Source organism: Sabulicella rubraurantiaca, assembly GCF_017355885.1.
GTDB lineage: Bacteria > Pseudomonadota > Alphaproteobacteria > Acetobacterales > Acetobacteraceae > Roseococcus > Roseococcus rubraurantiacus.
Window position 1 is genome coordinate 42,522 of the sequence record NZ_JAFEUU010000002.1, and the last position, 21,007, is coordinate 63,528.

Sequence of the window (21,007 nt, forward strand, 5' to 3'; positions counted from 1 at the left end):
ATATCCGGTGGCATGGATGCCGCGCTGAGCCTGTCCCTCCACCCCTCCATCGCCGAGATCCCGGCGGAGGAGTGGGATGAATGCCACGACGGTAATCCCTTCGTTTCACACGCATTCCTCTCCTGCCTGGAGGAGAGCGGCTCCACCGGACCGCGCACGGGCTGGCTGCCGCAGCACCTCGCCCTGCGCAACGACGAGGGGGCGTTGCTGGCCTGCGCGCCCTGCTACGCCAAGGCCCATTCCTATGGCGAATACGTCTTCGACCATGGCTGGGCCGATGCCTTCGAGCGCGCGGGCGGGCGCTACTACCCCAAGCTCCAGGTCGCATCCCCCTTCTCGCCGGTGCCAGGACCGCGGCTGCTGCGGCGCGGCGGCGTGCCCGTCGCGGCGCTGGCCGAGGGGATGCGGCAGGCGATGGAAGCGCTCGAATGCTCCTCTGTCCACGTCACCTTCTGCACGGCAGAGGAGGCGGAGGCGCTGGCTGCCTGCGGCTGGCTTCCGCGCCTCGGCACGCAGTTCCACTGGCACAATCGTGGCTATGCGAGTTTCGACGATTTCCTCGGCGCGCTGTCGTCACGCAAGCGCAAGGCGTTGCGGCGGGAGCGGCGCGCGGTGGAGGAAAGCGGGCTGACGATCCGCACCCTGCGGGGAACGGAGATGACGCCGTCGCACTGGCGCGCCTTCAACCGCTTCTACCGCAACACCGTGGATGGGCGCTGGGGCGGTGCCTATCTGACGGAGCGATTCTGGCGCCTGCTGGGCGAGCGCATGGGCGACAAGGTGGTGATGATGTGGGCGGAGCGCGACGGCACGCCCGTCGCCGGGGCGCTGAACCTGCTGGGGCCGGACGCGCTGCATGGCCGCAACTGGGGCTGCGTCGAGGAAGTGCCCTTCCTGCATTTCGAGCTTTGCTACTTGCGCGCCATCGACTTCGCCATCGAGCACGGCCTTCCGCGCGTGGAGGCTGGCGCGCAGGGCGAGCACAAGATCCAGCGCGGCTACCTGCCGGTGGAGACGCATTCCGCGCACCTGATCGCCCATCCCAGGCTGCGCCGCGCCGTCGCGCAATTCCTGGAGGCCGAGCGCCCGGCGATTCACGAGCGCATGGCGGACCTCGCCACCTTGTCCCCCTATCGCTGCGAGGGCGAGACATGAGACGGCTCGCGGCGCTGCTGATGCTCCTGCCCGGCATCGCCGCCGCGCAGGCAGTGACGCCGCGCCTCGTCCTGGAAATTCCCGGACGCTGCGCCACGCTGCTGCGCCTGGGCGAGCGCGAGGTGCCCTGCGCCCCGCCCGGCGCGGTGTATTCCGTGCTGGAGGACGGGCGAGCCTTCGTATTCATCCCCTTCGGCCCGCGCTCCGCGGTCAACTTCGTCGGGACGCGCGACCGCCATCCCAGCACCGACAGCTATGCACTGCTCCTCGACTACGTGCGGGTGGTGACGGACGGCGTGGCGCGCGAATGGCGCGTGACCGGGGAATGCCAGGCGCGGCTTTCGCGCACCGGCGCCTGGACCGATCTGGGCTGCGCGGGGCGCACGGCGGAAGGGGCGCTCTACGCGGTGCGCTTCACGCCGCGGTGATCCTGTCCTACGCGCAGCTTGCGCTCTCCATGATGCTGGTGGGGGCGAATGTGGGTGTGGCCAAGCTGCTGGCCGAGCAGTTGCCCATCGCGATGATCGCCTTCCTGCGCTGCTGCCTCGCCGTGGCGCTGCTGCTGCCGCTGGTGTGCTGGCTCGACCCACCCGCGCCGGTCTCGCGCGAGGTGAAGCGCAACCTGTTCTTCCAGGCCGTGTTCGGCACCGCCCTCTACAATGCCGGGCTGCTGGCCGGGCTGCGCCTGACGACGGCGCTGGAAGGCGGACTCGTCCTGGCGACGCTGCCCGCCGTAGTCGCTATCGGTTCCTTTTTGTGGCTCAGGGAAAGCCTGGCGCCGCGGCAATGGCTGGCGGCAGGGCTGGCGGGGCTGGGAATGGCCGCCATCACCCTCGCGCGGCTGGGCTTCGGCGGCTCCGCCGGCTCGGCGCTGGGCAATCTGCTGGTGTTCCTCGGCGTGACGGGCGAGGCGATCTACGTGCTGCTGGCCAAGCGCGTCGCCGGACGCGTGCCGGTGCTCACCGCGTCGCTCTGGATGCAGTTCTTTTCGGCGGCGGTTCTGCTGCCCTTCGCCCTGCCGGGGATGGGCGCGGTGTCGGCGCTGCGCGACCCATGGCTGCTGGGTCTGCTCGCCTTCCACTCGGTCACCGCCTCCGTCCTGTGCCTCTTGCTGTGGTTCGGCGGGCTGCGGCACGTGCCCGCCGGCGTGGCCGGATCCTTCACCGCCTTCCTGCCTGCGAGCGCGGCGGTGACGGCGGTGATCTTCCTGGGCGAGAGCTTCGGCCCGATCCACGCGGCGGGGTTCGCGCTGATGATGAGCAGCCTGCTGCTGGCGACTTGGCCGGCGCGCAGGACTATCGCGCCGCGCGCGTAATCCCCAGCACGGCCTGACGCGCAACCGTCTCCGCCGGCAGCGCCGTCGTCTTGCACTGCCGCTCGGCGCGCAGCAGCGCGGCGCCCAGCGCTTCGAGGCGCGCGGCGTTCCATTTGCGCAGCGCCCTTTCCATGCCCGGCTTCGCCTTCCAGAACACGGGCGGGCGCAGCGCGCCGATGGCGTCGCCCGGGCTGGCGCCTCCCGCCACGGCCAGCGCGGCCTGATGGAGGCGCTGCACGTGGCGCAGCGCGGCGCGGATCACTTGGATGGGGTTCGCGCCCTCCGCCATGGCGCGGGCGATGGCGCGGTCCGCTGCTCCTGCCTCGCCCATCGTGGCGGCCAGCAGCGCCTCGTCGAGGTCGAGCAGCGATCCCTCGCCCAGCACCGCCATCGCATCCTCCACGGTGATGCGGGCGCCCGGCTCGGCATGGAGCGCCAGGACTTCCAGGGCACGGCGCAGCGCCAGGCGATCCTCGCCGGCGCGCTCGGTCAGCCAGTCCAGCGCCTCCGGCTCCGCCGCCGCGCCCAGCTCTCCCAGGATGCGGGCGATGCTGTTGGCGAGGTCGCGACCGCGCTCGGCATAGCACTCGATCACCATGCCGCGCGGATGGTCGGCCACGATTGTGCGGAGCTTGGAACGCGCAGTGAGCCCTGCGCCCTCCATCACCACCAGGCCTGGCCCTGGCCCGGCGAGGGCCTGGCGGGCCGCATCGGCCCAGGCGTCCCGGGCGTCGCGCACCCGGACCGCGACGCGCCCGCCCATGAGCGGCATGGCGGCGGCGGCGGCGGCCAGGGCGCCCGCGTCGCGCATCTCCTCCTTGCCCGCCTCGGCACGGCAGAGCGGGTCGTCGCCCGCGACGGCACGCACCAGCGTGGCGGCGCGCTCCGCGATCAGCCCCTCATCGTCGCCGACGAGGAGGACGAGGCGGCAATCCTCGGGCGGGGCTTGGAGGAAGGCGGCGAGGCGCCTTGGGTCCAGCTTCCCGGCCATCAGCCGGGCGTGGCCTGCCGGCGCCGGCGCAGGGACAGGGCGACGGCCTCGACCACGCGGTCGCCCAGCTCCTCCACGAGGCGGCGGTCCATCGCCTCGCGCGAGGCCTCGGCGGCGAAGAACTGGAGGTCGGGGATGTTGAAGGCGTCCAGTGTCCGCTCGCGCCCCTGGTCCACCAGGGTGGGCGGGATGGCGTCGGTGGTGATGGACCAGTTGGCCGTCATCACGGTGCGGACGCGCGTGGCGGTGCCGTCCTGGCGGAAGCCCTCCGGCTCCACCTCGCTCGTGGTGGCGACGTAGAGGATGTAGCGGCTGGGCGTGCCGGGCCGGCTGCCTTCCAGGCGGCGCTGCAGGTGGCGGCGCATCACCTGCCCGAAGCGCTCGGGCATGAGGGCGACGCGCACCGTCGCCAGTTCCGCCGCAACGCCTGGATCGGAGGTGGGGAGCCGCCGCTCCCCATCCGGGCCGTAGAGAGGGCGGAAGCCGCAGCCGGCGAGCAGCCCGGCCCCGCCCAGCGCCAGCAGGGCGCGCCTAGGCAACAAGGTTCACCACCCTTCCCTTCACGTGGATCCGCTTGCGGATGGGCTTGCCATCCAGCGCGCGCTGCACGTTCTCCTCCGCCTCGGCGCGGGCGAAGACCTCCTCGTCCGTCGCCTCCACCGGCACCTCGATCGTGGCGCGCAGCTTGCCGAGCACCTGCACCGCCAGCGTCACCGTCTCGGCCTTCAGCAGCGCCGGGTCGGCCTCGGGCCAGGGCATCCGCGCCACGAGTCCGGCACCGGGACGCAGCCGCGCCATCACCTCCTCCGCGAGATGCGGCATGGCGGGGGCGGCGAGGCGCAGCAGCATCTCCAGCGCCTCCTCCCGCGCGGCCAGCGGCGCGCTCGGCGCCTCGGCGATGGCATTGGCCAGTTCGTGCAGCCGCGCGACGGCGACGTTGAAGGCGAAGCCCTCCCACGCCTCGGTGACGGCCGCGATGGCGCGGTGTGTCGCCTGGCGCAGCTTGCGCCCCGCCGCCTCATCCGGCTTGTCGGCCTCGACGAGGTTCTGCGCGAGGCGCCAGACGCGCTGGGTGAAGCGGAAGGCGCCCTGCACGCCGCTCTCGCTCCATTCCATGTCGCGCTCGGGCGGGTTGTCCGAGAGGATGAACCAGCGCGCCGTGTCGGCGCCGTAGCGCGCGATGATCGCGCCCGGGTCCACCGTGTTGCGCTTGCTCTTCGACATCGCCTCGACGCGGCCGACCGTCACGGGCTCATTCGTGCCCTTCACGATGGCGGTGCCGTCGGCGCGCTTCTCCACCTCCTCCGGGTAGAGCCAGCGCCCGTCCGAGCCCTTGTAGCTCTCGTGCTGAACCATGCCCTGGGTGAAGAGCCCGGCGAAGGGCTCGTCCAGCGAGACATGGCCGGCGGCCTTCATCGCGCGGGTGAAGAAGCGGCTGTAGAGCAGGTGCAGGATCGCGTGCTCGATGCCACCGATATACTGGTCCACCGGCAGCCAGGCATCCACCGCCGCCTTGGTCACCGGCTGCTCGGCGCGCGGCGAGCAGAAGCGCGCGAAATACCAGGACGAGTCGACGAAGGTGTCGAAGGTGTCCGTCTCCCGCCGCGCCTTCGTGCCGCAGGACGGGCAGCGGACGTGCTTCCACGTCGGATGGTGGTCGAGTGGGTTACCGGGGCGGGAGAAGTCCACGTCCTCCGGCAGGCGCACCGGAAGCTGGTCCTGCGGCACGGGCACCACGCCGCAATCGTCGCAATGGATGACGGGGATGGGGCAGCCCCAGTAGCGCTGGCGGCTCACGCCCCAGTCGCGCAGCCGCCAATTCACCACGCCCTCGCCGGCGCCGAGGCGCTCCAGCTCCTCGATGGCGCGGCGCTTGGCGGCGGGGACGTCCATCCCGTCCATGAAGCGGCTGTTGATGATGACGCCGTCGCCGGTGAAGGCCGTGTCGTCGACGTGGAAGCCGGCCGCCTCCTCGCCCTTGGGCATCACCACGACCGGCACGGGCAGGCCGTATTTCCGCGCGAAGTCGAGGTCGCGCTGGTCGCCGCAGGGGCAGCCGAAGATCGCACCTGTGCCGTATTCCATCAGCACGAAATTGGCTATCCAGACCGGGTATTCCTCGCCGGTGAAGGGGTGCTTCACGCGGAAGCCGGTGTCGAAGCCTCGCTTCTCCGCCTGCTCGATCACCGCCTCGCTGGTGCCCAGCGCGCGGCACTCGGCGATAAACTCGGCGGCCTTGGGGTCGCGTGCGGCGGCCGCGGCGGCGAGCGGATGCTCGGCGGCGACGGCCAGGAAGGACATGCCGAACAGCGTGTCGGGGCGGGTGGTGAAGACCTCGACCTCGGACACGCCGTCCACCGCCTCGGCCATGGCGAAGCGCACCCGTGCGCCCTCGGAGCGGCCGATCCAGTTGGCCTGCATCAGCTTCACCCGCTCGGGCCAGCGGTCGAGGCCGCCCAGCGCCTCCAGCAAGTCAGGCGCGAACTTGGTAATGGACAGGAACCACTGGCTCAGGAGTTTCTTCTCGACCGGCGCGCCGGAGCGCCAGCCGCGCCCGTCGATCACCTGCTCATTCGCCAGCACCGTGCCGTCCACCGGGTCCCAGTTGACCCAGGATTCCTTGCGCTCAACGAGGCCGGCGCGAAGGAAGTCGAGGAAGAGGCGCTGCTGCTGGCCGTAATACTCGGGGTCGCAGGTGGCGAATTCGCGGTCCCACTCGATGGACAGGCCCATGCGCTTCAACTCGTCGCGCATGTTGGCGATGTTGTTGTAGGTCCACTGGCCCGGATGGATGCCGCGCTCCCGCGCCGCGTTCTCCGCAGGCAGGCCGAAGGCGTCCCAGCCCATCGGGTGCATCACCAGGTGTCCGCGGGCGCGCTTGTAGCGCGCCACCACGTCGCCCAGCGTGTAGTTCCGGACATGCCCCATATGGATCTTGCCCGAGGGGTAGGGGAACATCTCTAGCACGTAGTACTTGCGCGCGTCGGAAGGCGGCACGTCGGGGACGGAGAAGCAGCGCGACTCCTCCCAGGCCGCCTGCCAGCGGGGCTCGGCGGCGGCGAAGTCGTAGCGGGCGGACGCGCCCTCGGGCATGTCATTCATGGCCGCCCGGAATACCTCTCCGCGGGCCCAGGGGGAAGGCGTCAGACGCCGAGGCCGGCGAGGTCCACCACTTCCACCACCGCCCCCGCCTCCAGCGCGGGGGCGAAGGGGGCGCGCAGGATCAGCGCGTCGCTCTCCGCCAGGGTGCGGAGCATGGAGCTGTCCTGCACCGGGGCAGGGGTGACGCGCAGTTCGCCCACGTCACGGTGCAGCGTGGCGCGGAGATAGTCGGCGCGGCGGTCATTCTCCGGAAGGGCGGTGGTGCAGCGGGCGCTGACCACGGGCAGGCCGGGGGCCGTGGTGCCGGACAGCTTCGCCAGGGCGGGCAGCAGGAACACCACGGCGCAGACCAAGGTGGAGACGGGATTGCCCGGGAAGCCGATCACCGGCAGGCCGCGCCAGTCACCGAAGATCAGCGGCTTGCCCGGCCGCATGGCGATCTTCCAGAAATCCAGCTTGAAGCCCTGGCGCCCCAGAGCTGCGGCGGTCTGATCATGGTCGCCGACGCTGGCCCCGCCCGTGGTCAGCAGCAGGTCGCAGCCCCGGGCGCCCTGCGCCACCGCCAGGATCGCCGCCGGGTCGTCCGGCGCGACGGGGAGCACCAGCGCTTCCGCCCCGTTCGCCTCTAGCAGCGCCGCCAGCATGAAGGAATTGGAGGAGACGATGCCCCCCGGCGGCACCGGGTCGCCCGGCAGGGCGATCTCGTCGCCCGTCGCCAAGATGGCGACGCGCGGGCGGCGATGCACGGAAAGCCAGGCATGGCCGCATGCCGCCGCCAGCCCGAGATCGCGCGCGGAAAGCCGCCGCCCCGCCTCCAGCAGCGCCTGCCCCTCGGCGAAGTCGAGGCCCTCGCGCCGGATCCAGCGACCGGGGTGCGGCGCCTCGTTCACCGTGATGCGGTCGCCCTCGCGCGTCGCGTCCTCCTGCAGCAGGATCGCGTCCGCCCCTTCCGGCACGAAGGCGCCGGTGGAGATGCGGACCGCCTCGCCCGCCGCGAAGGAGCCGCCGAAGGGATGGCCGGCGGCGCTTTCCCCCGCCACGCGCAGCACGGCGCCCAGCGGCGCCTCCGCGGCGCGCAGCGCGTAGCCATCCATGGCGGAGACATCGGCCGGGGGCTGGGTGCGGCGGGCGGTCAGCTTCGCGTGGAGGACGCGTCCCCTGCCCTGCCCAACCGGGACCGTTTCCGCCCCCGTGGGAGCGAAGCCCGCGAGGATGCGTCGCCGCGCCTCCTCGACCGGGATCATGCGGCGGTCCAGCGCCCCGAGCGCCCGCCTTCCTTCTCGAGGAGACGCAGCCCCTCGATCCGCATGGAGCGGTCCACCGCCTTGCACATGTCGTAGACGGTGAGCGCGGCGACGGAGGCGGCGGTCAGCGCTTCCATTTCCACGCCGGTGCGGCCGGTGCAGGCCACCGTCGCCTCGATGCGGATCGCGTCCTCGCCCTCGGGCGCGAGGTCCAGCGTCACCTTGTCCAGCGCAAGCGGGTGGCAGAGGGGAATGAGTTCAGCGGTGCGCTTCGCCCCCATGATGCCCGCGAGGCGCGCCACGCCCAGCACGTCGCCCTTCTTCGCGCCGCCCGAGCGGATCAGCGCCAGCGTCTCCGGCTGCATCACCACGCGGGCCTCGGCCACGGCGCGGCGCTGCGTGACGTCCTTGCCGCCCACATCCACCATGACGGCGCGACCCTCGCCGTCGAAGTGGGTCAGGCCGCTCATGCGGCCAGCAGGGCGGTGGTGGCGGCGCCGAGGTCGGGCTGGCGCAGCAGATGCTCGCCGACCAGGATGCAGAAGGCCCCGGCCTGGGCCATGCGGCGGACATCGGCGGCGGTGCGGATGCCGCTCTCCGCCACCGGGATGCGGTCGGCCGGGATGCGTGGCACCAGAGTCTCGGAAGTGGCGAGGTCGGTGGTGAGCGTCTTGAGGTTGCGGTTGTTCACGCCGATCAGCCGCGTCTGCAGCCCCAGGGCACGTTCCAACTCCCGCTCGTCATGCACTTCGGCCAGCACCGCCATGTCGAGGGAGCGCGCGACCTCCTCCAGCTCCACCGCCTGCTCGTCGCTGAGCGCCGCCATGATGAGCAGCACGGCGTCGGCGCCCATGGCGCGGGATTCGAAGACCTGCCAGGGATGCACAAGGAAATCCTTGCGCAGCGCCGGCAGGGCACAGGCGGCGCGGGCGGCCTTGAGGTCGTCCGGATGGCCGCCGAACCACTTCTCGTCGGTCAGCACGGAAAGGCAGGTGGCGCCCGCAGCTTCATAGATGCGCGCCAGCTCCGCCGGGTCGAAGCCCGGGCGGATCTCCCCGCCAGAGGGGGAGCGGCGCTTCATCTCGGCGATCAGCCCGGTGCGGCCCCGCGCGACCGTGGCGCAGAGCGCGCCCTGGAAGTTGCGCGGCGGCGCGGCCGCCTTGGCCAGGCGCTCCATCTCGGTGAGAGAGGTGGCGCGCAGCCCCTCCCGCACCTCGATGTGCTTGGCGCCGATGATGGTCGCGAGGGCGTCCGGGACGGTGGTGTCAGGCATGTTCGGGTTCTTGGATATGGGTGGCGCGGCGGAGCCTCTCCAGCGCCTCGCGCGCGCGACCGGTGTCGATGCTCTCCGCCGCCAACGCCGCACCCTCGCGAAGAGTGGCACAGCGTCCGGCGACGATCAGGGCCGCCCCGGCATTGAGGCGGACCACGTCGCGATAGGGGCCAGGGGCACCCTCCAGCAGGGCCAGCAGGGCGGCGGCATTCTCCGCCGGGTCACCGCCGCGGACCGCCTCGGGTGGGGCGGGGTGGAGCCCCGCCTCCTCCGGTGAGACGGTGAAGTGGCGCAGCGCGCCGTCATGCAGTTCCACCACCTCGGACGGGCCGGACAAGGCCAGCTCGTCCAGGCCCTGGCCGTGCACCAGCCAGGCACGCTCCGTGCCCAGCCGCGCCAGCGTCTCGGCCATGGGGCGGAGCCAGCGCGGATGAAAGGCGCCGGTCAGCTGCCGCGCCACGTGGGCCGGGTTCGCCAAGGGGCCGAGAAGGTTGAAGATGGTGCGGGTGCCCAGTTCCACGCGGGCGCCGCCGGCATGGCGCAGCGCGGCGTGGTGGCGCGGCGCCATCAGGAAGGCCAGCCCCGCCTCGGCGATCACCGCCGGCAGGCGGTCCATCGGCACGTCCAGGTTGACGCCCAGCGCCGAGAGCGCGTCCGCCGCGCCGGATTTGGAGGAGAGCGCCCGGTTGCCGTGCTTGGCGACCGGCACGCCACATCCGGCCACGACGAGCGCGGCGGCGGTCGAGATGTTCAGGCTGCCTGAGGAGTCGCCCCCGGTGCCGACGATGTCGATGGCGCCGTCCGGCGCCTCCACGGCGGTCATGCGGGCGCGCATGGCGCGGACGGCACCGGTCATCTCCGCCACCGTCTCGCCGCGAACGCGCATGGCCATCAGCAGCCCCGCGATCTGCGCCGGGGTCGCCTCGCCCGCCATGATGACGGAGAAGGCGGCCTCGGCCTCCGTCTCCGCCAGCGTCTCGCCATCGGCGAGGCGGGCCAGGACGGGCTTCAGCCCGATCATGCCGGCGCCTTCGTTCCAGCCAGGAAATTGCCGAGGATGCGGTGCCCGTGCTCGCTCGCGATGCTTTCGGGGTGGAACTGCACGCCGTGGATGGGCAACTCGGCATGTGACAGGCCCATCACCAGCCCGTCCTCGGTTTCCGCCGTGGCGATGAGGGAATTGGGCAGGGTCTCCCGCCGCACCACCAGGGAGTGATAGCGCGTCGCCCGGAATGGGCTGGGCAGGCCGGCAAAGACCCCCTGCCCTTCATGCACCACGTCCCAGACCTTGCCATGCACCGGCACGGGGGCGCGGATCACCTCGCCGCCGAAGGCCTGGCCGATGGCCTGGTGGCCCAGGCAGACCCCCAGCAGCGGCATGTGCGCCTCGGCGCAGGCGGCGATGAGGTCCAGGCAGATCCCGGCCTCGTTCGGCGTGCAGGGGCCGGGCGACAGGATCACCCCGGTGGGGCGGCGTGCCAGCGCCTCGGCGGGCGTCAGCGCGTCGTTGCGGACCACCTCCACCTCGGCCCCCAGGTCGCCCAGGAAGTGCACGAGGTTCCAGGTGAAGCTGTCGTAATTGTCGATGAGCAGGAGCATGGCGATGGGCGGAACCTGACGGGCACCGCCCACCGGGTCAAGCGGCGGCGCTTCCCGTGGCCTTCCGGGCCGGCTCGCCCAGGGTCTGCATCAGCCGGTTGGCCCAGGCGAACATCGCCACGGCGGCCGCGATGTCCAGGATCTCGGCATCGGCCAGGCCCTGTTCGCGCAGCGCCGCGATGTCCTCCTGCGTCGCGGCAGCCGGGGTGGCGGAAAGCCGGACGGCGAAATCCACGATGGCGCGCATCCGGGGCGGCATGTCGGTCGAGACGCCCACCTTCAGGATGCGCTCCATCACCTCCGGGTCGCCCTTGAGCTGGGTCCAGCGCTGGGCATGGACGGAGGCGCAGTAGGGGCAGCCATTCACCCGGCTTTCCGCCACGCTCGCCAGTTCGCGCTCGGCGCGGGAGGCGCCGCGCGGGCCGTACATGATGGTGTTGAACAGTTTGGACCGCTCGCGCAGCACCGCCGGCTCCTGCACCAGCAGCAGGTAGTAGGGCTGGATGCGGGCGCTGGCGTGGCTGGCATCGAGGACCGCCAGCTGCTCCGGCGTGGCCTGCGCCACGTCCAGCACCGGCACCCAGCTCTTCCAGTCCAGCGTTTCCGAGGTGAAGCCGAAATCCGCCGTGCCGGGCGATTGCGGCTCCAGCCGCACCTCCGTCCCGCCGGCGCCCGGCTTGCCGTCCAGCAGTTCCAGCGCCGTCACCATGCGCGTGGCATAGGCAATGAAGGCAATGAGCTGCGCCAGCATGACGATGTCGCGCGGCTGGAGCCCCGCGGCCTGGAGGGTACGGATCGCCTGCGGGTTCGCTCGATCGGTCCGCAGCGTCAGCAGCTCGGCGAATTGGCGCATGGCGCCGAGGCGCGGCGAGTCCTCGGCCAGGGCGGCGTGGCGCGCCTCCAGCCGCACATCGCCGTGCAGCCGCGCGACATGGGCGGCGACCGCATGGCGCTCGCCCTCGGAAAGGCCGGAGGGGCCGCGGAAGATCGCCTCCTCGCTGCCCGAAGTCGCGGCACGCACATCGGGGCGAATCTCCCTCAGCGCGTGGAGCGTGCTGCCCTCGCTGATGCCCGCGATCTCGTCCACCACATCCTGCATGCGTTCCCGGTCCTTAGGCTCTGTGCGGGGCGGAGGATGCCTCAGCCGCGCGGGATGAAGAAGGGCGTGGATTCCAGTTCCGGCTCGTCGAAGGCGGCAAGCTCGGCGCGCACCGCCTCCTGCTCCTCGCGGAAGAAATGCGCGGCGATGCCGTTGGCGAGCCGCTCGGACGCCGCCACCACGCCGGGAATGTCGCTGGCAATGCCGCCATGGCTGGCATGGGCGCCGTAGCTCAGCAGATGGATGCGCGCGAGGTCCGGCGGGGCGGCCCCGCCCTTCGGCGTCAGCTCGAAGGCACGGCCGAGATAGGGAAAGGCCTCCATCTCCGGCCGCCGCAGATCCTCGGGCGGGGTGTAGCAATCGCCCCAGCGGGCGATGTGCGGCGCCAGTTCCGCCAGTTCGGGCACGTGGTCGAGATCCACGCGGAAGCCGGTGCCGGCGATCAGGAAGTCGGCACGCACCTCGCGCGGCTCCGCGCCGCCGAGGGTCAGCACCACCTCCCCACCCTCGCGCCGCGTCGCCAGGGTCGGCGTGTCGAGATGGATGCGGAAGCCCGGCAGGCGCAGGGCACGATGCACCGTCTCGTGCGGCGGCGGGGACTGGTTGTCGTACATGTAGGTGACGAGCAGCCAGCGCGAGGCATCGTCCAGATCGCCCCAGCCCAGCTGGAATCCCGGCCCGGCCGAGCCACGCCCCTTGTTGATCTGCGGCAGATGCGGGCGGCGGATATAGAGCGTCGCCTCCTTCGCCCCGCCTTCCAGCGCCGTCGCCGCATTGTCCCAGGCCGAAGCGCCGCCGCCGATCACCGCCACACGCTTGCCGCGCAGGCGCTCGAAATCGATGGGGGCGTTGGCATGGGCCGCGAGGTTGGGCCAGAGCGAGCGGTCCACCACCTCCGGCAGGGCCAGCCCGCCCGCCCCCGCGCGCCCGGTGGCCAGCACCACGCGGCGCGCCAGAAGCGAGGTCCCATCGGCGAGGAGAAGGCGCAGCACGCCATCCTCCGGCCTGATCCGCGCCACCTTCGTCCGGTGCCGCACCGGCAGGGCCAGCACGCGCTGCAGCCAGGAGAGGTAGTCCTGCCAGACCGCATTCGGGATCTTGTACAACGCCTCCCACGCCGCCTCGCCCTGCGCCGCCGTGCACCAGGCGCGGAAGGTCAGGCTCGGAATGCCGAAGCAGGGGCCAGGCAGGGTCTTGGGCGACCGCAGTGTGTCCATGCGCGCCCAGGCCACCCAGGGCCCCTCTAGCCCCGGCGGGTTCTCGTCCAGCACGGCGACGTGGCCGATGCCCTTGAAGATCAGCGATCCGGCGGCGGCGATGCCGTTCATCCCGGCGCCCACCACGGCCACGTCCAGCACCGCCTCGCCGTCGCGTTCCAGCCGCGGCACCCAGGGCTTGGGCGGCAGCATCAGCGCTTCCAGATCCGCAGCCACGCGGCGCTCCAGGGCGAGCAGGCCGGGCGGCGGGGCGGGGTGGGCGGCGTGATCCATCGCGGGTCCCTGAGGGGTAAAGGGACAGGCATCCTGTCATTCGCGCTGCGGCGCCGCAAATCGGTGGCGCGGGGAGCGGCGGCGCGGCAGCATGCAGAGCAAATCCCTCGAAAGGAAGCGCGATGCCCTTCCCCTCCCGCCGCCACCTCCTCGCCGGCTTCGCTGCGCTGCCGGCCGCTGCCGCGGCGCAGACCCTCCCGGCCGGCTGGCCCGATCGCCCCATCCGCCTTGTGGTGCCGGCGGCCGGTGGCGCGGGAACGGCGGACACCATCGCACGCCTCCTGGCCATCGAACTGGACCGGCGCCTGCCGCAGCGTACGCTGGTGGAGAACCGACCCGGCGCCAATGGGAATGTCGGTGCCACGGCCGTGGCCCGCGCCGCGCCGGACGGCCACACCTTCCTCTTCTCCTGGTCCGGGACGCTGGCGACCAGCCCGGCGCTCTATCGCGAACTGAGCTTCGACCCGAAGCGAGACTTCGAGCCGGCGATCCTGCTCGGCAACGTACCCAACATCCTCGTCGTCACCAACGGGCTCCGCGTCCGCACGCTGGCGGAGTTGACGGAACGGCTGCGGCGGGAGCCGGGGGCGCTGTCCTTCGGCTCCTCGGGCAATGGCTCATCCATGCACCTCGCGGGGGAGCTGTACCGCCAGCGCACCGGGACCGAGATGTCCCACGTGCCCTATGCCACGATCCAGCAGGGCTTCACCGACCTGTTCACCGGTCGCATCCAGCTGATGTTCAACCTGGTGACGGGGGCGGCACCGCAGGTGCGCGGCGGGCAGGTGACGCCCATCGCCATTCTGTCGGACCGCCGGTCCTCCGTGCTGCCCGACGTGCCGACCACGGCGGAGCTGGGGATGCCCGGCCTCGAATTCGGTTCCTGGTTCTGCATCATGGCGCCGCGCGGTACCCCGGCACCGATCGTGGCGACGATGAACCGGCTGGTGAACGAGATCCTGACCATGCCGGAAAGCCGAGCGCGGCTGGAGGCGCAGGGGCTCGACATCATCGGCGGCGAACCGGAGCGGCTCGCCACGCTGCTTGATGCCGAGCTGGCGCGCCATGCGGAACTGGTGCGCTTCTCCGGCGTGCGGGTGGAGTGAGGCCCTGGCCTAGCGCAGACCGGCGGACTGGGAGCGCAGCTCCCGCGCGCGGGCAAGGACGCGGTCCTCCAGTTCGGAGTTCGTGGCGGCGGAGGTGGGGGCATCCACCCAGGCTCCACGCTGGTTCACCTGCCGGAACACCTGCACCCGGACGCCGTCGGAGCGAAGCTGCCGCGTCGTGACATAGGCGGTGGCCTTGAAGCGCTCACCATCGGCGGCGGGCGGCGTGTACCAGTCGGTGATGATGACGCCACCGAACGGGTCGGCGCTGGCCAGCGGCATGAAGGACAAGGTGTCGAGCGTGGCACGCCACAGGAAGGCGTTCACCGTCATGCCCGAGCCGCCGCCGGCAGCCGCCTGGTTCTGCCGCGAACGGTCCACCCCGAAGACGACGAGGCCCGAGGCGCTAGGGTCGCCGCCGGTCTGGCGCAGGATCAACTCGCGCTGGTTGTCGGTGCCGTATTCCTCGTTTCCGACGAAGCGGCTGTTGCTGCAGGCGGCGAGCAGCGCCGCGACGGCGGTGAGCGCGAGGGCATTCTTGCGGATGTGCGACATGGCGCCCCTGGTTAGAGGCGCTGGCGGAAAAAGAAAAGGGGCGGCGAGGAAACCCTCGCCGCCCCCGGAGATACTCCGTTCCCGGAGCGCCTGGCTCAGAAGGCCAGGCGCGTGCCGAGGATGAAGACGTTCGCGAAGCCGCGGTTCTGCGCGCCGGCGCGACCCACGTCCTGGTCCGTGCCCTGCTCGCGGATCGAGTGGTGCACGTACTCGGCGATCAGGCTCAGGCCCGGAGCCAGCGTGTAGTTGGCGCCGACGCCGAGGCCCCAGCGACGCATGCGCGAACGGCCCGCCGTGGCGTTCTGCGTCACGTTGCCCGTGTTCACGTCGAACGTGCTCGGGGCATTACCCTCGAACAGGCCGCTCATGAAGTTCGCGCCAACGGTCAGCGGACCGGCGGTGTAGGAGAGACCGGCCGTCAGCTGCTCGCCCGTGCGGGAGCCGCGGATCGTGTTGCCCCAGAAGTAGTTGAGGTCACCCCAGAGGTAGGACGCACCAGCCGTGAAGCCCATGTACGAGGCCTGCACGCCGACCTGCCACACGTCCAGCCCATTCAGGGTGCGGACTTGGCGGTTGGTCTGCGTCATGTCGAGCGCGGTGCCGGAGCCGATGTAGCCCGCGGTGGCCGACAGGCCGACGCCCGCCAGGTTGCCGCGCCAACGCGCCGCCACCTGCCACTCGTTGCGGCGGGCCGCGAGCTCACCACCACGAACCGGGATGGCGGCGTCGGTGGCGCCACGGAACGCATAGGCGCGATCGCAGAAGGTGTTGACGGCGTCAGAGATACAGCCGTGCTGACCCATCGAGCCGAAGTTCGGGGCATAGGACGCACCGAAGTCGAACCCGAAGAACTGCGGGGTCATGTAGACGATCTTGGAGTTGTCGCCGAGACCACCCGGCGCCGTCTGCGTACGGTTGGCGTTCTGGCGGGTCTGGAAGTTCTCCCACACGCCGAACACACCGCCCGTGCCGAAGCCCGTGATCCAGCCCGAGTTCATCAGGCCGCCCATGACGCCGTCCTCGTCGCCGAAGCGAACCTGGCCGAGGCGCGGGTGGGCGATGAACACGTAGGCCTCGTCAACCGCCGGGGCGGAGCGCGACACGCCGACGTTGCGGTTGATGACCGCACGGCCTTCCTGGTTGTTGAAGGTCAGGTCGATGTTGCCGCCGTAGGTGATGCCGTTGGCGAGCTTGCCGGTCACGATGACGCTGAACTGCGGAATTGTCACGAAGTCGTGCTTGCCGAGGCGGCCGAACGAGCCGTTCACGCCGGTCGGGGCCGAAGCCGCGCCGCCACCCGTGCCACCCGGCACGCCGATCGGCGTCGTGGGCGACCAGCCGGGATCAGACTGCTGGCCGCTCTGCTGAATGTAGCCCCAGTAAGCCTGGATCGACCCGCCGATGCGGACCGTCGGGGCCTGTTGGGCGGAGGCCTCCGGCGCCATGACGGCGGCGCCGACGACCGCCGAGACGACCGCCGTCGTGCCCAGCAAAATCTTGCGCATGTTACACTCTCCTCACGCGCCGGGCACGCCCGGCTTGTTCCCCTGACCCCCCATCCGACGGATGGGCGGTGACCCCGACGATGCCCGCCCCCGCCCAGAAGCGGAGCGCGATGGCAAGCCGGCCATCACCTGGATCCAGGGTGACTATGCGTTCCGGCAGCGGGAGGCGGCAACGGGGTTTCCGAGGGTGGCGCGACATCCGTCACACACTGTGGCGGAGAGAACACAGAGCCCTATCGGGTCCCCAGGCACCGATCGCCGCCCAGCCTGCCGCCTGTGGCCGGAGACGGCTGAAGCGCCGGGCATCCATGCCGCCCAGCGCGATGGCGGGACAGGGCAGCGCCCGGGCCAGGACCCGCCAGCGCAGCGGCCCGAGCGCCGGCGCGCCCGGATGGCTTTGCGTCGGGAAGGCGGGGGAGAGCAGCGCCGAATCCGCGCGCAGCCGCCGCGCCCGCGCCACCCCGGTCCGGCCATGGACCGCGACGGAAAGCAGGTGCCCAGGCCGGTTCAGCAGAAAGGGAAGGATGTGACGCGGAGCGCGCCGGTCCGGCAGGTGCAGCCCTGCCCGCAGCGCGAGGGCGAGGCGCCCATCCCCTTGCACCAGGACGCGCAGCCGGCACGCCCGGCACAGCCGGGCCACGCGGGCCGCCGCTTCCGGGTCTATGCCGCGCAGCAGGACCGCCGCCCCACGCGGCAGGCGGTGGATAGCCTCCGTCGGGTCGGGCAGGCGCACAGGGTCGGTGAGCAGCCAGATTCGCGGCACCGCCCCGCCCTGCCCTATCCTCCTGCGCATGACCGAATCCATCCGCGCCAATCTGGCCCGGCTGCGCGAGCGAATCGAGGCCGCCACTGCACGGGCCGGCCGCGCCCCGGGCAGCGTCACCCTGGTCGCCGTGTCCAAGACCCATCCCGCCTCGGCCGTGGAGGAGGCGCTGGCGGAAGGACAGCGCATCTTCGGCGAGAACCGGGTGCAGGAGGCCCAGAACAAGTTCCCGGCGCTGCGCGGGGCGCGTCCAGACCTGCGCCTCCACATCATCGGTGGCCTGCAGACCAACAAGGCGCGCGACGCCGTGCGCGTCGCCGACGTAATCGAAAGCCTGGACCGCCCCCGCCTCGCCGAGGCGCTGGCTGAGGCCATGGAAAAGGAAGGACGCCGGCCCGACCTCCTCGTGCAGGTGAACACCGGCGACGAGCCGCAGAAATCAGGGGTGGCACTGGCGGAGGCACCGGATTTCATCCGCCGCTGCCTAGAGGAATGGCGCCTGCCGGTGCGCGGCCTGATGTGCATCCCCCCGGTGGAGGAGGAGCCCCGCCCGCATTTCCGCACCCTGGCCGCTTTGGGAGACCAGTTCGGCCTGCCGGTGCTCTCCATGGGCATGAGCGGCGATTTCGAGGCGGCGATCGAGGAAGGGGCGACGCATGTGCGCGTCGGCTCCGCCATCTTCGGGTCGCGGATCCCCCTCTAGGCCAGGGCGGTCTGCGGCGCGGCATGGTCGCGCGCCCATCTCGCATGGGCCTCGGTCGCATTGCGGGCGGAAGCCGGGGCGGTGGCGGGCAGCGGGTCCAGCCAAGGGTCAGGCCGCCCTTCCAGCCCGGCGCGGATGCGGTCCAGCGGGCGGCTCATCTCCACGAAACCCATCACCCCCGCCATCGCCATGCCGAGCGGTCCGCCCGTGACTGCGCCGCCCAGGACGCGCATCAGCGGGTGGATCTGCGCCCCGGTCGCCGCCCGGTAGATCATGCCCACCCCCGGCAGGTGGTGCAGCGGGTTCAGCCCCTGCACCACCTCGTCGAAGGTGATCTCGCCAGGAATGGGGATGGCCTGGTCCGGGTCGAGCGGCGGCCCCCCATCGGCGGGCGCGGGCAGGTCGGCGCTGCCAGCCGGGCGAAAGGCCAGGCGTATGGGGTCGGTGACAGGAAAGATCATGCGCGGGGCCCTCGGCATCGTGCGTCAGAGGGCCTCGCAAGCCTCATGCCAGAGGCGACCGAGGCGCGGCTTGCACCCCGGCGCAAAGCGGACCACATCGGTCCCGAAGGAAGCAGCCAGCCGAGGACGCGCCATGTTTATCGAGACCGAAGGCACCCCCAACCCCGCGACTCTGAAGTTCCTGCCCGGCCGGGACGTGATGGGCGCCGCCGGCACGGCTGATTTCGTGACGGGCGACGACACCTCGCGGTCCTTCCTGGCGCATCGCCTGCTCGCTCTGCCGGGCGTGGCGCGCGTCTTCCTGGGCGCGGACTTCGTCACCGTGACCAAGTCGGATGACAGCGACTGGCAGACCCTGCGCCCGCAGGTGCTGGGCGCGATCATGGAGCATTTCATGGCCGGGCTGCCCGTGATCGAGGGCGCCGATGAGGCGGGCGAGGAGGATTTCGACCCAGCCGATGCCGAGGCCGTGGCCCAGATCAAGGAGCTGCTCGACACCCGCGTGCGCCCTGCCGTGGCTGGCGATGGCGGCGACATCGTATTCCGCGGCTTCCGCGACGGCGTCGTGCGGCTGAAGATGCAGGGCGCCTGCTCCGGCTGCCCCTCCTCCCGCGCCACGCTGAAGCACGGGGTGGAGAACATGCTCCGCCACTACATCCCCGAGGTCCTGGCGGTGGAGCAGGTCGAAGCCTGACCGCCTAACAGGGGGCCACGTCCCCCACCCGCGCCGCTCGCGCGGGTCCTGATGTCCGGGACGGCCCGGCCCTTTCGCAAGGAGGGCCGAGATGGCCTGGATCTGGTTGGTGCTCGCGGGTCTGCTGGAGATCCTGTGGGCTTTTTCCATGAAGCGGTCGGAGGGCTTCACCCGCCTCTTCGACACCGGAGTCATGCTGGTGGCGATGGCCGCCAGCTTCGTGCTGCTGGCCATCGCGATGCGGACGCTGCAGCTCGGCACCGCCTACGCGGTCTGGACCGGCATCGGCGCGGCCGGTGCCTTCCTGCTCGGCATCCTGGTCCTGGGCGAGGCGGCAACGCCGGGCCGCATCGCGGGCGCCGCGCTGATCCTGGCGGGGATCGTCGTGCTGAAATTATCCTCGTCCGAGGGGTGATGCCTCAGAGCATCGCCAGGGATTGCTTGCGCCGGGGTGGCGGGAAGGCGGCGTCCAGGGCCGCCCGCTCCTCCGGTCTCAGCACCATGGCCACGGCCTCCGCATTCTCCCGCAGGTGATCGAGGCCGGTGGCCTTGGGGATGGCGATCACCCCCTCGTGCCCCAGCACCCAGGCCAGCGCCACCTGCGCCGGGGTGGCGCCGCGCGCCACGGCCACCGCGCGCAGCGCCTTGTGGCGCAGCAGCCTTGCGCCCTGTCCCACGGGTGAATAGGCCATGACTGGCATGCCCTGCTCTCGGCAGAAGGGCAGCAGGTCGAACTCCGCGCCGCGATGCTCCAGGTTCAGCAGCACCTGATCGGTGGCGCAGTTCGCAAGGTCGGGACCAAGCTCCTCCAGATCGTCCACATCGAGGTTGCTGACGCCCCAGGCGGCGATGTCGCCCGCCGCGCGCAGCTTCTCCAGCGCCTCCACCGTCTCCTCCAACGGCGTGTCGCCGCGCCAGTGCAGCAGGTAGAGGTCCAGCCGCTCCACACCGAGTCGCTTCAGCGAGCGCGCGCAGGCTTGCGGCACGGCGCGGCGGGAAGCGTTCCAGGGATAGAACTTGCTGACCAGGAAGACGCGGTCGCGCAGCCCGGCGATGGCCTCGCCCACCACGCGCTCGCTCTCGCCCTCGCCATACATCTCGGCCGTGTCGATCAGGGAGAAGCCGCGCTCGATGCCTTCGCGCAGGCTCGCCACCTCCTCCTGCCGCCGCGCCCGGTCCTCGCCCATGCGCCAAGTGCCCTGGCCCAGCGCCGGCACTTCGCGCCCATCCGGAAAGGTGATGTTTCGCATGGTTCCCGCCGCTTCTCCGCCTGGGCTATCCTCGCACGCATGACGCTGCTCCGCACCCTGGGCCTCCTGGCCCTGCTCGCCTCGCCCGCGCTGGCGCAGCCGCAGGGGGAGGAGATCGGCTCCTGGCGCCTCCTCTGCTTCAATGACCGGATGACGGACCGCGTCGCCTGTTCCATGCGCCACCGCGACTGGGTGGAGCGCCCGGCGGTGCAGCCCGGGCTGGCACTGGAGGTAGTGGAGCGGCACGGACGCCTCGTCCCCGCCGTCACGGCGCGCGACCTGACCCTGGATGGGGCGGCGCGCGGCCTTCTGGCCCTCACCGGCACGGCTCAGCTTCGCTTTGACTCACACCCGATGATGGAACTGCCCTGCGGGCTGGAGGGGCGTTCGCTGATCTGCGCGCCCCGCTCCGCCGACGCGCCACGCGCGGCGGAGGAACTGGCCGCTGCCTCGCGTGCCCTGATCCGCATGGGCGGGATGGGCAGCGGCGCCACGCCGGGCGCCGAACCGGCCGAGTTGCGCCTTGCCAACACCGCCTCGGCGCTGGAGCGCTTCCGCCGTCAGCAGCCGCCGGGCAGCGCGCCGCCCCCGCCTGAGCCCGGCCTAGACCTGCGCGACATCCTGATGCGGCTGCGCAGCCTTTTCATGTAATCGTGCCGCCGCAACGGACGGGAGGCGACGTGTCCGCCGCCCCGCGCATGA

The 21,007-nt window shown here is 71.6% G+C and carries 23 protein-coding genes; 8 read left to right on the forward strand and 15 right to left on the reverse strand.

Annotated elements, in window-relative coordinates; all coding sequences use genetic code 11:
* Positions 1-12 precede the first annotated feature (12 nt).
* Genes JTJ31_RS04190 through JTJ31_RS04200 form a run of 3 tightly spaced genes read left to right on the forward strand, consistent with a single transcriptional unit; the run spans position 13 to position 2,470 of the window.
* Positions 13-1,155: a GNAT family N-acetyltransferase gene (locus JTJ31_RS04190; protein WP_207537369.1), complete on the forward strand. Its 1,143-nt coding sequence runs from the start codon at positions 13-15 to the stop codon at positions 1,153-1,155.
* On the forward strand, positions 1,152-1,583 hold the full coding sequence (locus JTJ31_RS04195; RefSeq protein WP_207537370.1) for a hypothetical protein: 432 nt from the start codon (positions 1,152-1,154) through the stop codon (positions 1,581-1,583). The genes JTJ31_RS04190 and JTJ31_RS04195 overlap by 4 nt, the downstream gene beginning before the upstream one ends.
* Positions 1,580-2,470 (forward strand): DMT family transporter, encoded by an 891-nt coding sequence (locus JTJ31_RS04200; RefSeq protein ID WP_328805666.1) that lies wholly within the window; start codon positions 1,580-1,582, stop codon positions 2,468-2,470. Before JTJ31_RS04195 ends, JTJ31_RS04200 begins: the two co-directional genes overlap by 4 nt.
* On the opposite strand, the gene holA is transcribed toward JTJ31_RS04200, so the two are convergent.
* From holA to JTJ31_RS04250, 10 genes are read right to left on the reverse strand one after another with little or no spacing between them, the layout of a single operon-like run.
* Complete coding sequence (gene holA, locus JTJ31_RS04205) at positions 2,451-3,461, reverse strand: DNA polymerase III subunit delta (RefSeq protein WP_207537371.1); 1,011 nt, start codon at positions 3,459-3,461, stop codon at positions 2,451-2,453. The genes JTJ31_RS04200 and holA overlap by 20 nt on opposite strands.
* Positions 3,461-4,003 (reverse strand): LPS assembly lipoprotein LptE, encoded by a 543-nt coding sequence (gene lptE, locus JTJ31_RS04210; RefSeq protein WP_207537372.1) that lies wholly within the window; start codon positions 4,001-4,003, stop codon positions 3,461-3,463. Before lptE ends, holA begins: the two co-directional genes overlap by 1 nt.
* On the reverse strand, positions 3,993-6,563 hold the full coding sequence (leuS, locus tag JTJ31_RS04215) for a leucine--tRNA ligase (RefSeq protein WP_408015381.1): 2,571 nt from the start codon (positions 6,561-6,563) through the stop codon (positions 3,993-3,995). The genes lptE and leuS overlap by 11 nt, the downstream gene beginning before the upstream one ends.
* A gap of 41 nt (positions 6,564-6,604) precedes the next feature.
* A complete protein-coding gene (locus JTJ31_RS04220) occupies positions 6,605-7,807 on the reverse strand; it encodes a molybdopterin molybdotransferase MoeA (protein WP_207537373.1) in 1,203 nt (400 codons plus the stop codon).
* Positions 7,804-8,277: a cyclic pyranopterin monophosphate synthase MoaC gene (gene moaC / locus JTJ31_RS04225; RefSeq protein ID WP_207537374.1), complete on the reverse strand. Its 474-nt coding sequence runs from the start codon at positions 8,275-8,277 to the stop codon at positions 7,804-7,806. Before moaC ends, JTJ31_RS04220 begins: the two co-directional genes overlap by 4 nt.
* Positions 8,274-9,080 carry an indole-3-glycerol phosphate synthase TrpC gene (gene trpC, locus JTJ31_RS04230; RefSeq protein WP_207537375.1) on the reverse strand — a complete coding sequence of 269 codons (807 nt, stop codon included), beginning with the start codon at positions 9,078-9,080 and terminating at the stop codon, positions 8,274-8,276. The genes moaC and trpC overlap by 4 nt, the downstream gene beginning before the upstream one ends.
* The gene (trpD, locus tag JTJ31_RS04235) at positions 9,073-10,101 is read right to left on the reverse strand and encodes an anthranilate phosphoribosyltransferase (RefSeq protein ID WP_207537376.1); all 1,029 of its coding nucleotides are present in this window, start codon (positions 10,099-10,101) and stop codon (positions 9,073-9,075) included. Before trpD ends, trpC begins: the two co-directional genes overlap by 8 nt.
* Positions 10,098-10,679: an anthranilate synthase component II gene (locus JTJ31_RS04240; RefSeq protein WP_207537377.1), complete on the reverse strand. Its 582-nt coding sequence runs from the start codon at positions 10,677-10,679 to the stop codon at positions 10,098-10,100. The genes trpD and JTJ31_RS04240 overlap by 4 nt, the downstream gene beginning before the upstream one ends.
* Before the next feature lie 37 nt (positions 10,680-10,716).
* Positions 10,717-11,778, reverse strand: coding sequence for a CMD domain-containing protein (locus tag JTJ31_RS04245; protein ID WP_207537378.1), 1,062 nt, complete (start codon positions 11,776-11,778; stop codon positions 10,717-10,719).
* Positions 11,779-11,819: 41 nt separating this feature from the next.
* A complete protein-coding gene (locus JTJ31_RS04250) occupies positions 11,820-13,268 on the reverse strand; it encodes an FAD/NAD(P)-binding protein (protein WP_207537379.1) in 1,449 nt (482 codons plus the stop codon).
* Positions 13,269-13,390: 122 nt separating this feature from the next.
* Between JTJ31_RS04250 and JTJ31_RS04255 the strand changes: the two genes are divergently transcribed.
* The gene (locus JTJ31_RS04255; RefSeq protein ID WP_207537380.1) at positions 13,391-14,374 is read left to right on the forward strand and encodes a Bug family tripartite tricarboxylate transporter substrate binding protein; all 984 of its coding nucleotides are present in this window, start codon (positions 13,391-13,393) and stop codon (positions 14,372-14,374) included.
* A 9-nt stretch (positions 14,375-14,383) separates the two neighbouring features.
* Here the strand turns inward: JTJ31_RS04255 and JTJ31_RS04260 are convergent, their stop codons facing one another.
* The 3 genes from JTJ31_RS04260 to JTJ31_RS04270 all read right to left on the reverse strand — a co-directional run bounded on the left by JTJ31_RS04260 (position 14,384) and on the right by JTJ31_RS04270 (position 17,197).
* Positions 14,384-14,929, reverse strand: a complete 546-nt coding sequence (locus JTJ31_RS04260; protein WP_207537381.1) for a DUF3576 domain-containing protein — start codon at positions 14,927-14,929, stop codon at positions 14,384-14,386.
* A gap of 95 nt (positions 14,930-15,024) precedes the next feature.
* Positions 15,025-16,434 carry a porin gene (locus tag JTJ31_RS04265; protein ID WP_207537382.1) on the reverse strand — a complete coding sequence of 470 codons (1,410 nt, stop codon included), beginning with the start codon at positions 16,432-16,434 and terminating at the stop codon, positions 15,025-15,027.
* A 202-nt stretch (positions 16,435-16,636) separates the two neighbouring features.
* Positions 16,637-17,197 (reverse strand): thiamine phosphate synthase, encoded by a 561-nt coding sequence (locus tag JTJ31_RS04270; RefSeq protein ID WP_328805667.1) that lies wholly within the window; start codon positions 17,195-17,197, stop codon positions 16,637-16,639.
* Positions 17,198-17,225: 28 nt separating this feature from the next.
* On the opposite strand from JTJ31_RS04270, the gene JTJ31_RS04275 reads away from it, so the two are divergent.
* Entirely contained in the window at positions 17,226-17,900 is a 675-nt protein-coding gene (locus tag JTJ31_RS04275; RefSeq protein WP_207537384.1) for a YggS family pyridoxal phosphate-dependent enzyme, read from the forward strand.
* On the opposite strand, the gene JTJ31_RS04280 is transcribed toward JTJ31_RS04275, so the two are convergent.
* On the reverse strand, positions 17,897-18,361 hold the full coding sequence (locus JTJ31_RS04280) for a hypothetical protein (protein ID WP_207537385.1): 465 nt from the start codon (positions 18,359-18,361) through the stop codon (positions 17,897-17,899). The two genes, JTJ31_RS04275 and JTJ31_RS04280, sit on opposite strands and share 4 nt — an antisense overlap.
* A 133-nt stretch (positions 18,362-18,494) precedes the next feature.
* On the opposite strand from JTJ31_RS04280, the gene JTJ31_RS04285 reads away from it, so the two are divergent.
* Complete coding sequence (locus JTJ31_RS04285; protein ID WP_207537386.1) at positions 18,495-19,055, forward strand: NifU family protein; 561 nt, start codon at positions 18,495-18,497, stop codon at positions 19,053-19,055.
* Positions 19,056-19,146: 91 nt separating this feature from the next.
* Positions 19,147-19,470 carry a DMT family transporter gene (locus JTJ31_RS04290; RefSeq protein ID WP_207537387.1) on the forward strand — a complete coding sequence of 108 codons (324 nt, stop codon included), beginning with the start codon at positions 19,147-19,149 and terminating at the stop codon, positions 19,468-19,470.
* A 4-nt stretch (positions 19,471-19,474) separates the two neighbouring features.
* On the opposite strand, the gene JTJ31_RS04295 is transcribed toward JTJ31_RS04290, so the two are convergent.
* On the reverse strand, positions 19,475-20,305 hold the full coding sequence (locus JTJ31_RS04295) for an aldo/keto reductase (protein ID WP_207537388.1): 831 nt from the start codon (positions 20,303-20,305) through the stop codon (positions 19,475-19,477).
* Between the two features lie 39 nt (positions 20,306-20,344).
* On the opposite strand from JTJ31_RS04295, the gene JTJ31_RS04300 reads away from it, so the two are divergent.
* Positions 20,345-20,956: a hypothetical protein gene (locus JTJ31_RS04300; RefSeq protein WP_207537389.1), complete on the forward strand. Its 612-nt coding sequence runs from the start codon at positions 20,345-20,347 to the stop codon at positions 20,954-20,956.
* Positions 20,957-21,007: the final 51 nt, after the last annotated feature.

Bases quoted from the DNA above. Each gene is read 5' to 3' on its own strand.
- JTJ31_RS04275 (WP_207537384.1), top strand. From the start codon at position 17,226: ATGACCGAATCCATCCGCGCCAATCTGGCCCGGCTGCGCGAGCGAATC.
- JTJ31_RS04280 (WP_207537385.1), bottom strand. From the start codon at position 18,361: ATGATCTTTCCTGTCACCGACCCCATACGCCTGGCCTTTCGCCCGGCT.
- moaC (WP_207537374.1), bottom strand. From the start codon at position 8,277: ATGAGCGGCCTGACCCACTTCGACGGCGAGGGTCGCGCCGTCATGGTG.
- JTJ31_RS04255 (WP_207537380.1), top strand. From the start codon at position 13,391: ATGCCCTTCCCCTCCCGCCGCCACCTCCTCGCCGGCTTCGCTGCGCTG.
- trpD (WP_207537376.1), bottom strand. From the start codon at position 10,101: ATGATCGGGCTGAAGCCCGTCCTGGCCCGCCTCGCCGATGGCGAGACG.
- trpC (WP_207537375.1), bottom strand. From the start codon at position 9,080: ATGCCTGACACCACCGTCCCGGACGCCCTCGCGACCATCATCGGCGCC.
- leuS (WP_408015381.1), bottom strand. From the start codon at position 6,563: ATGAATGACATGCCCGAGGGCGCGTCCGCCCGCTACGACTTCGCCGCC.
- JTJ31_RS04250 (WP_207537379.1), bottom strand. From the start codon at position 13,268: ATGGATCACGCCGCCCACCCCGCCCCGCCGCCCGGCCTGCTCGCCCTG.
- JTJ31_RS04300 (WP_207537389.1), top strand. From the start codon at position 20,345: ATGACGCTGCTCCGCACCCTGGGCCTCCTGGCCCTGCTCGCCTCGCCC.
- holA (WP_207537371.1), bottom strand. From the start codon at position 3,461: ATGGCCGGGAAGCTGGACCCAAGGCGCCTCGCCGCCTTCCTCCAAGCC.
- JTJ31_RS04260 (WP_207537381.1), bottom strand. From the start codon at position 14,929: ATGTCGCACATCCGCAAGAATGCCCTCGCGCTCACCGCCGTCGCGGCG.
- JTJ31_RS04220 (WP_207537373.1), bottom strand. From the start codon at position 7,807: ATGATCCCGGTCGAGGAGGCGCGGCGACGCATCCTCGCGGGCTTCGCT.
- JTJ31_RS04285 (WP_207537386.1), top strand. From the start codon at position 18,495: ATGTTTATCGAGACCGAAGGCACCCCCAACCCCGCGACTCTGAAGTTC.
- JTJ31_RS04265 (WP_207537382.1), bottom strand. From the start codon at position 16,434: ATGCGCAAGATTTTGCTGGGCACGACGGCGGTCGTCTCGGCGGTCGTC.
- JTJ31_RS04295 (WP_207537388.1), bottom strand. From the start codon at position 20,305: ATGCGAAACATCACCTTTCCGGATGGGCGCGAAGTGCCGGCGCTGGGC.
- JTJ31_RS04240 (WP_207537377.1), bottom strand. From the start codon at position 10,679: ATGCTCCTGCTCATCGACAATTACGACAGCTTCACCTGGAACCTCGTG.
- JTJ31_RS04195 (WP_207537370.1), top strand. From the start codon at position 1,152: ATGAGACGGCTCGCGGCGCTGCTGATGCTCCTGCCCGGCATCGCCGCC.
- JTJ31_RS04245 (WP_207537378.1), bottom strand. From the start codon at position 11,778: ATGCAGGATGTGGTGGACGAGATCGCGGGCATCAGCGAGGGCAGCACG.
- JTJ31_RS04290 (WP_207537387.1), top strand. From the start codon at position 19,147: ATGGCCTGGATCTGGTTGGTGCTCGCGGGTCTGCTGGAGATCCTGTGG.
- JTJ31_RS04190 (WP_207537369.1), top strand. From the start codon at position 13: ATGGATGCCGCGCTGAGCCTGTCCCTCCACCCCTCCATCGCCGAGATC.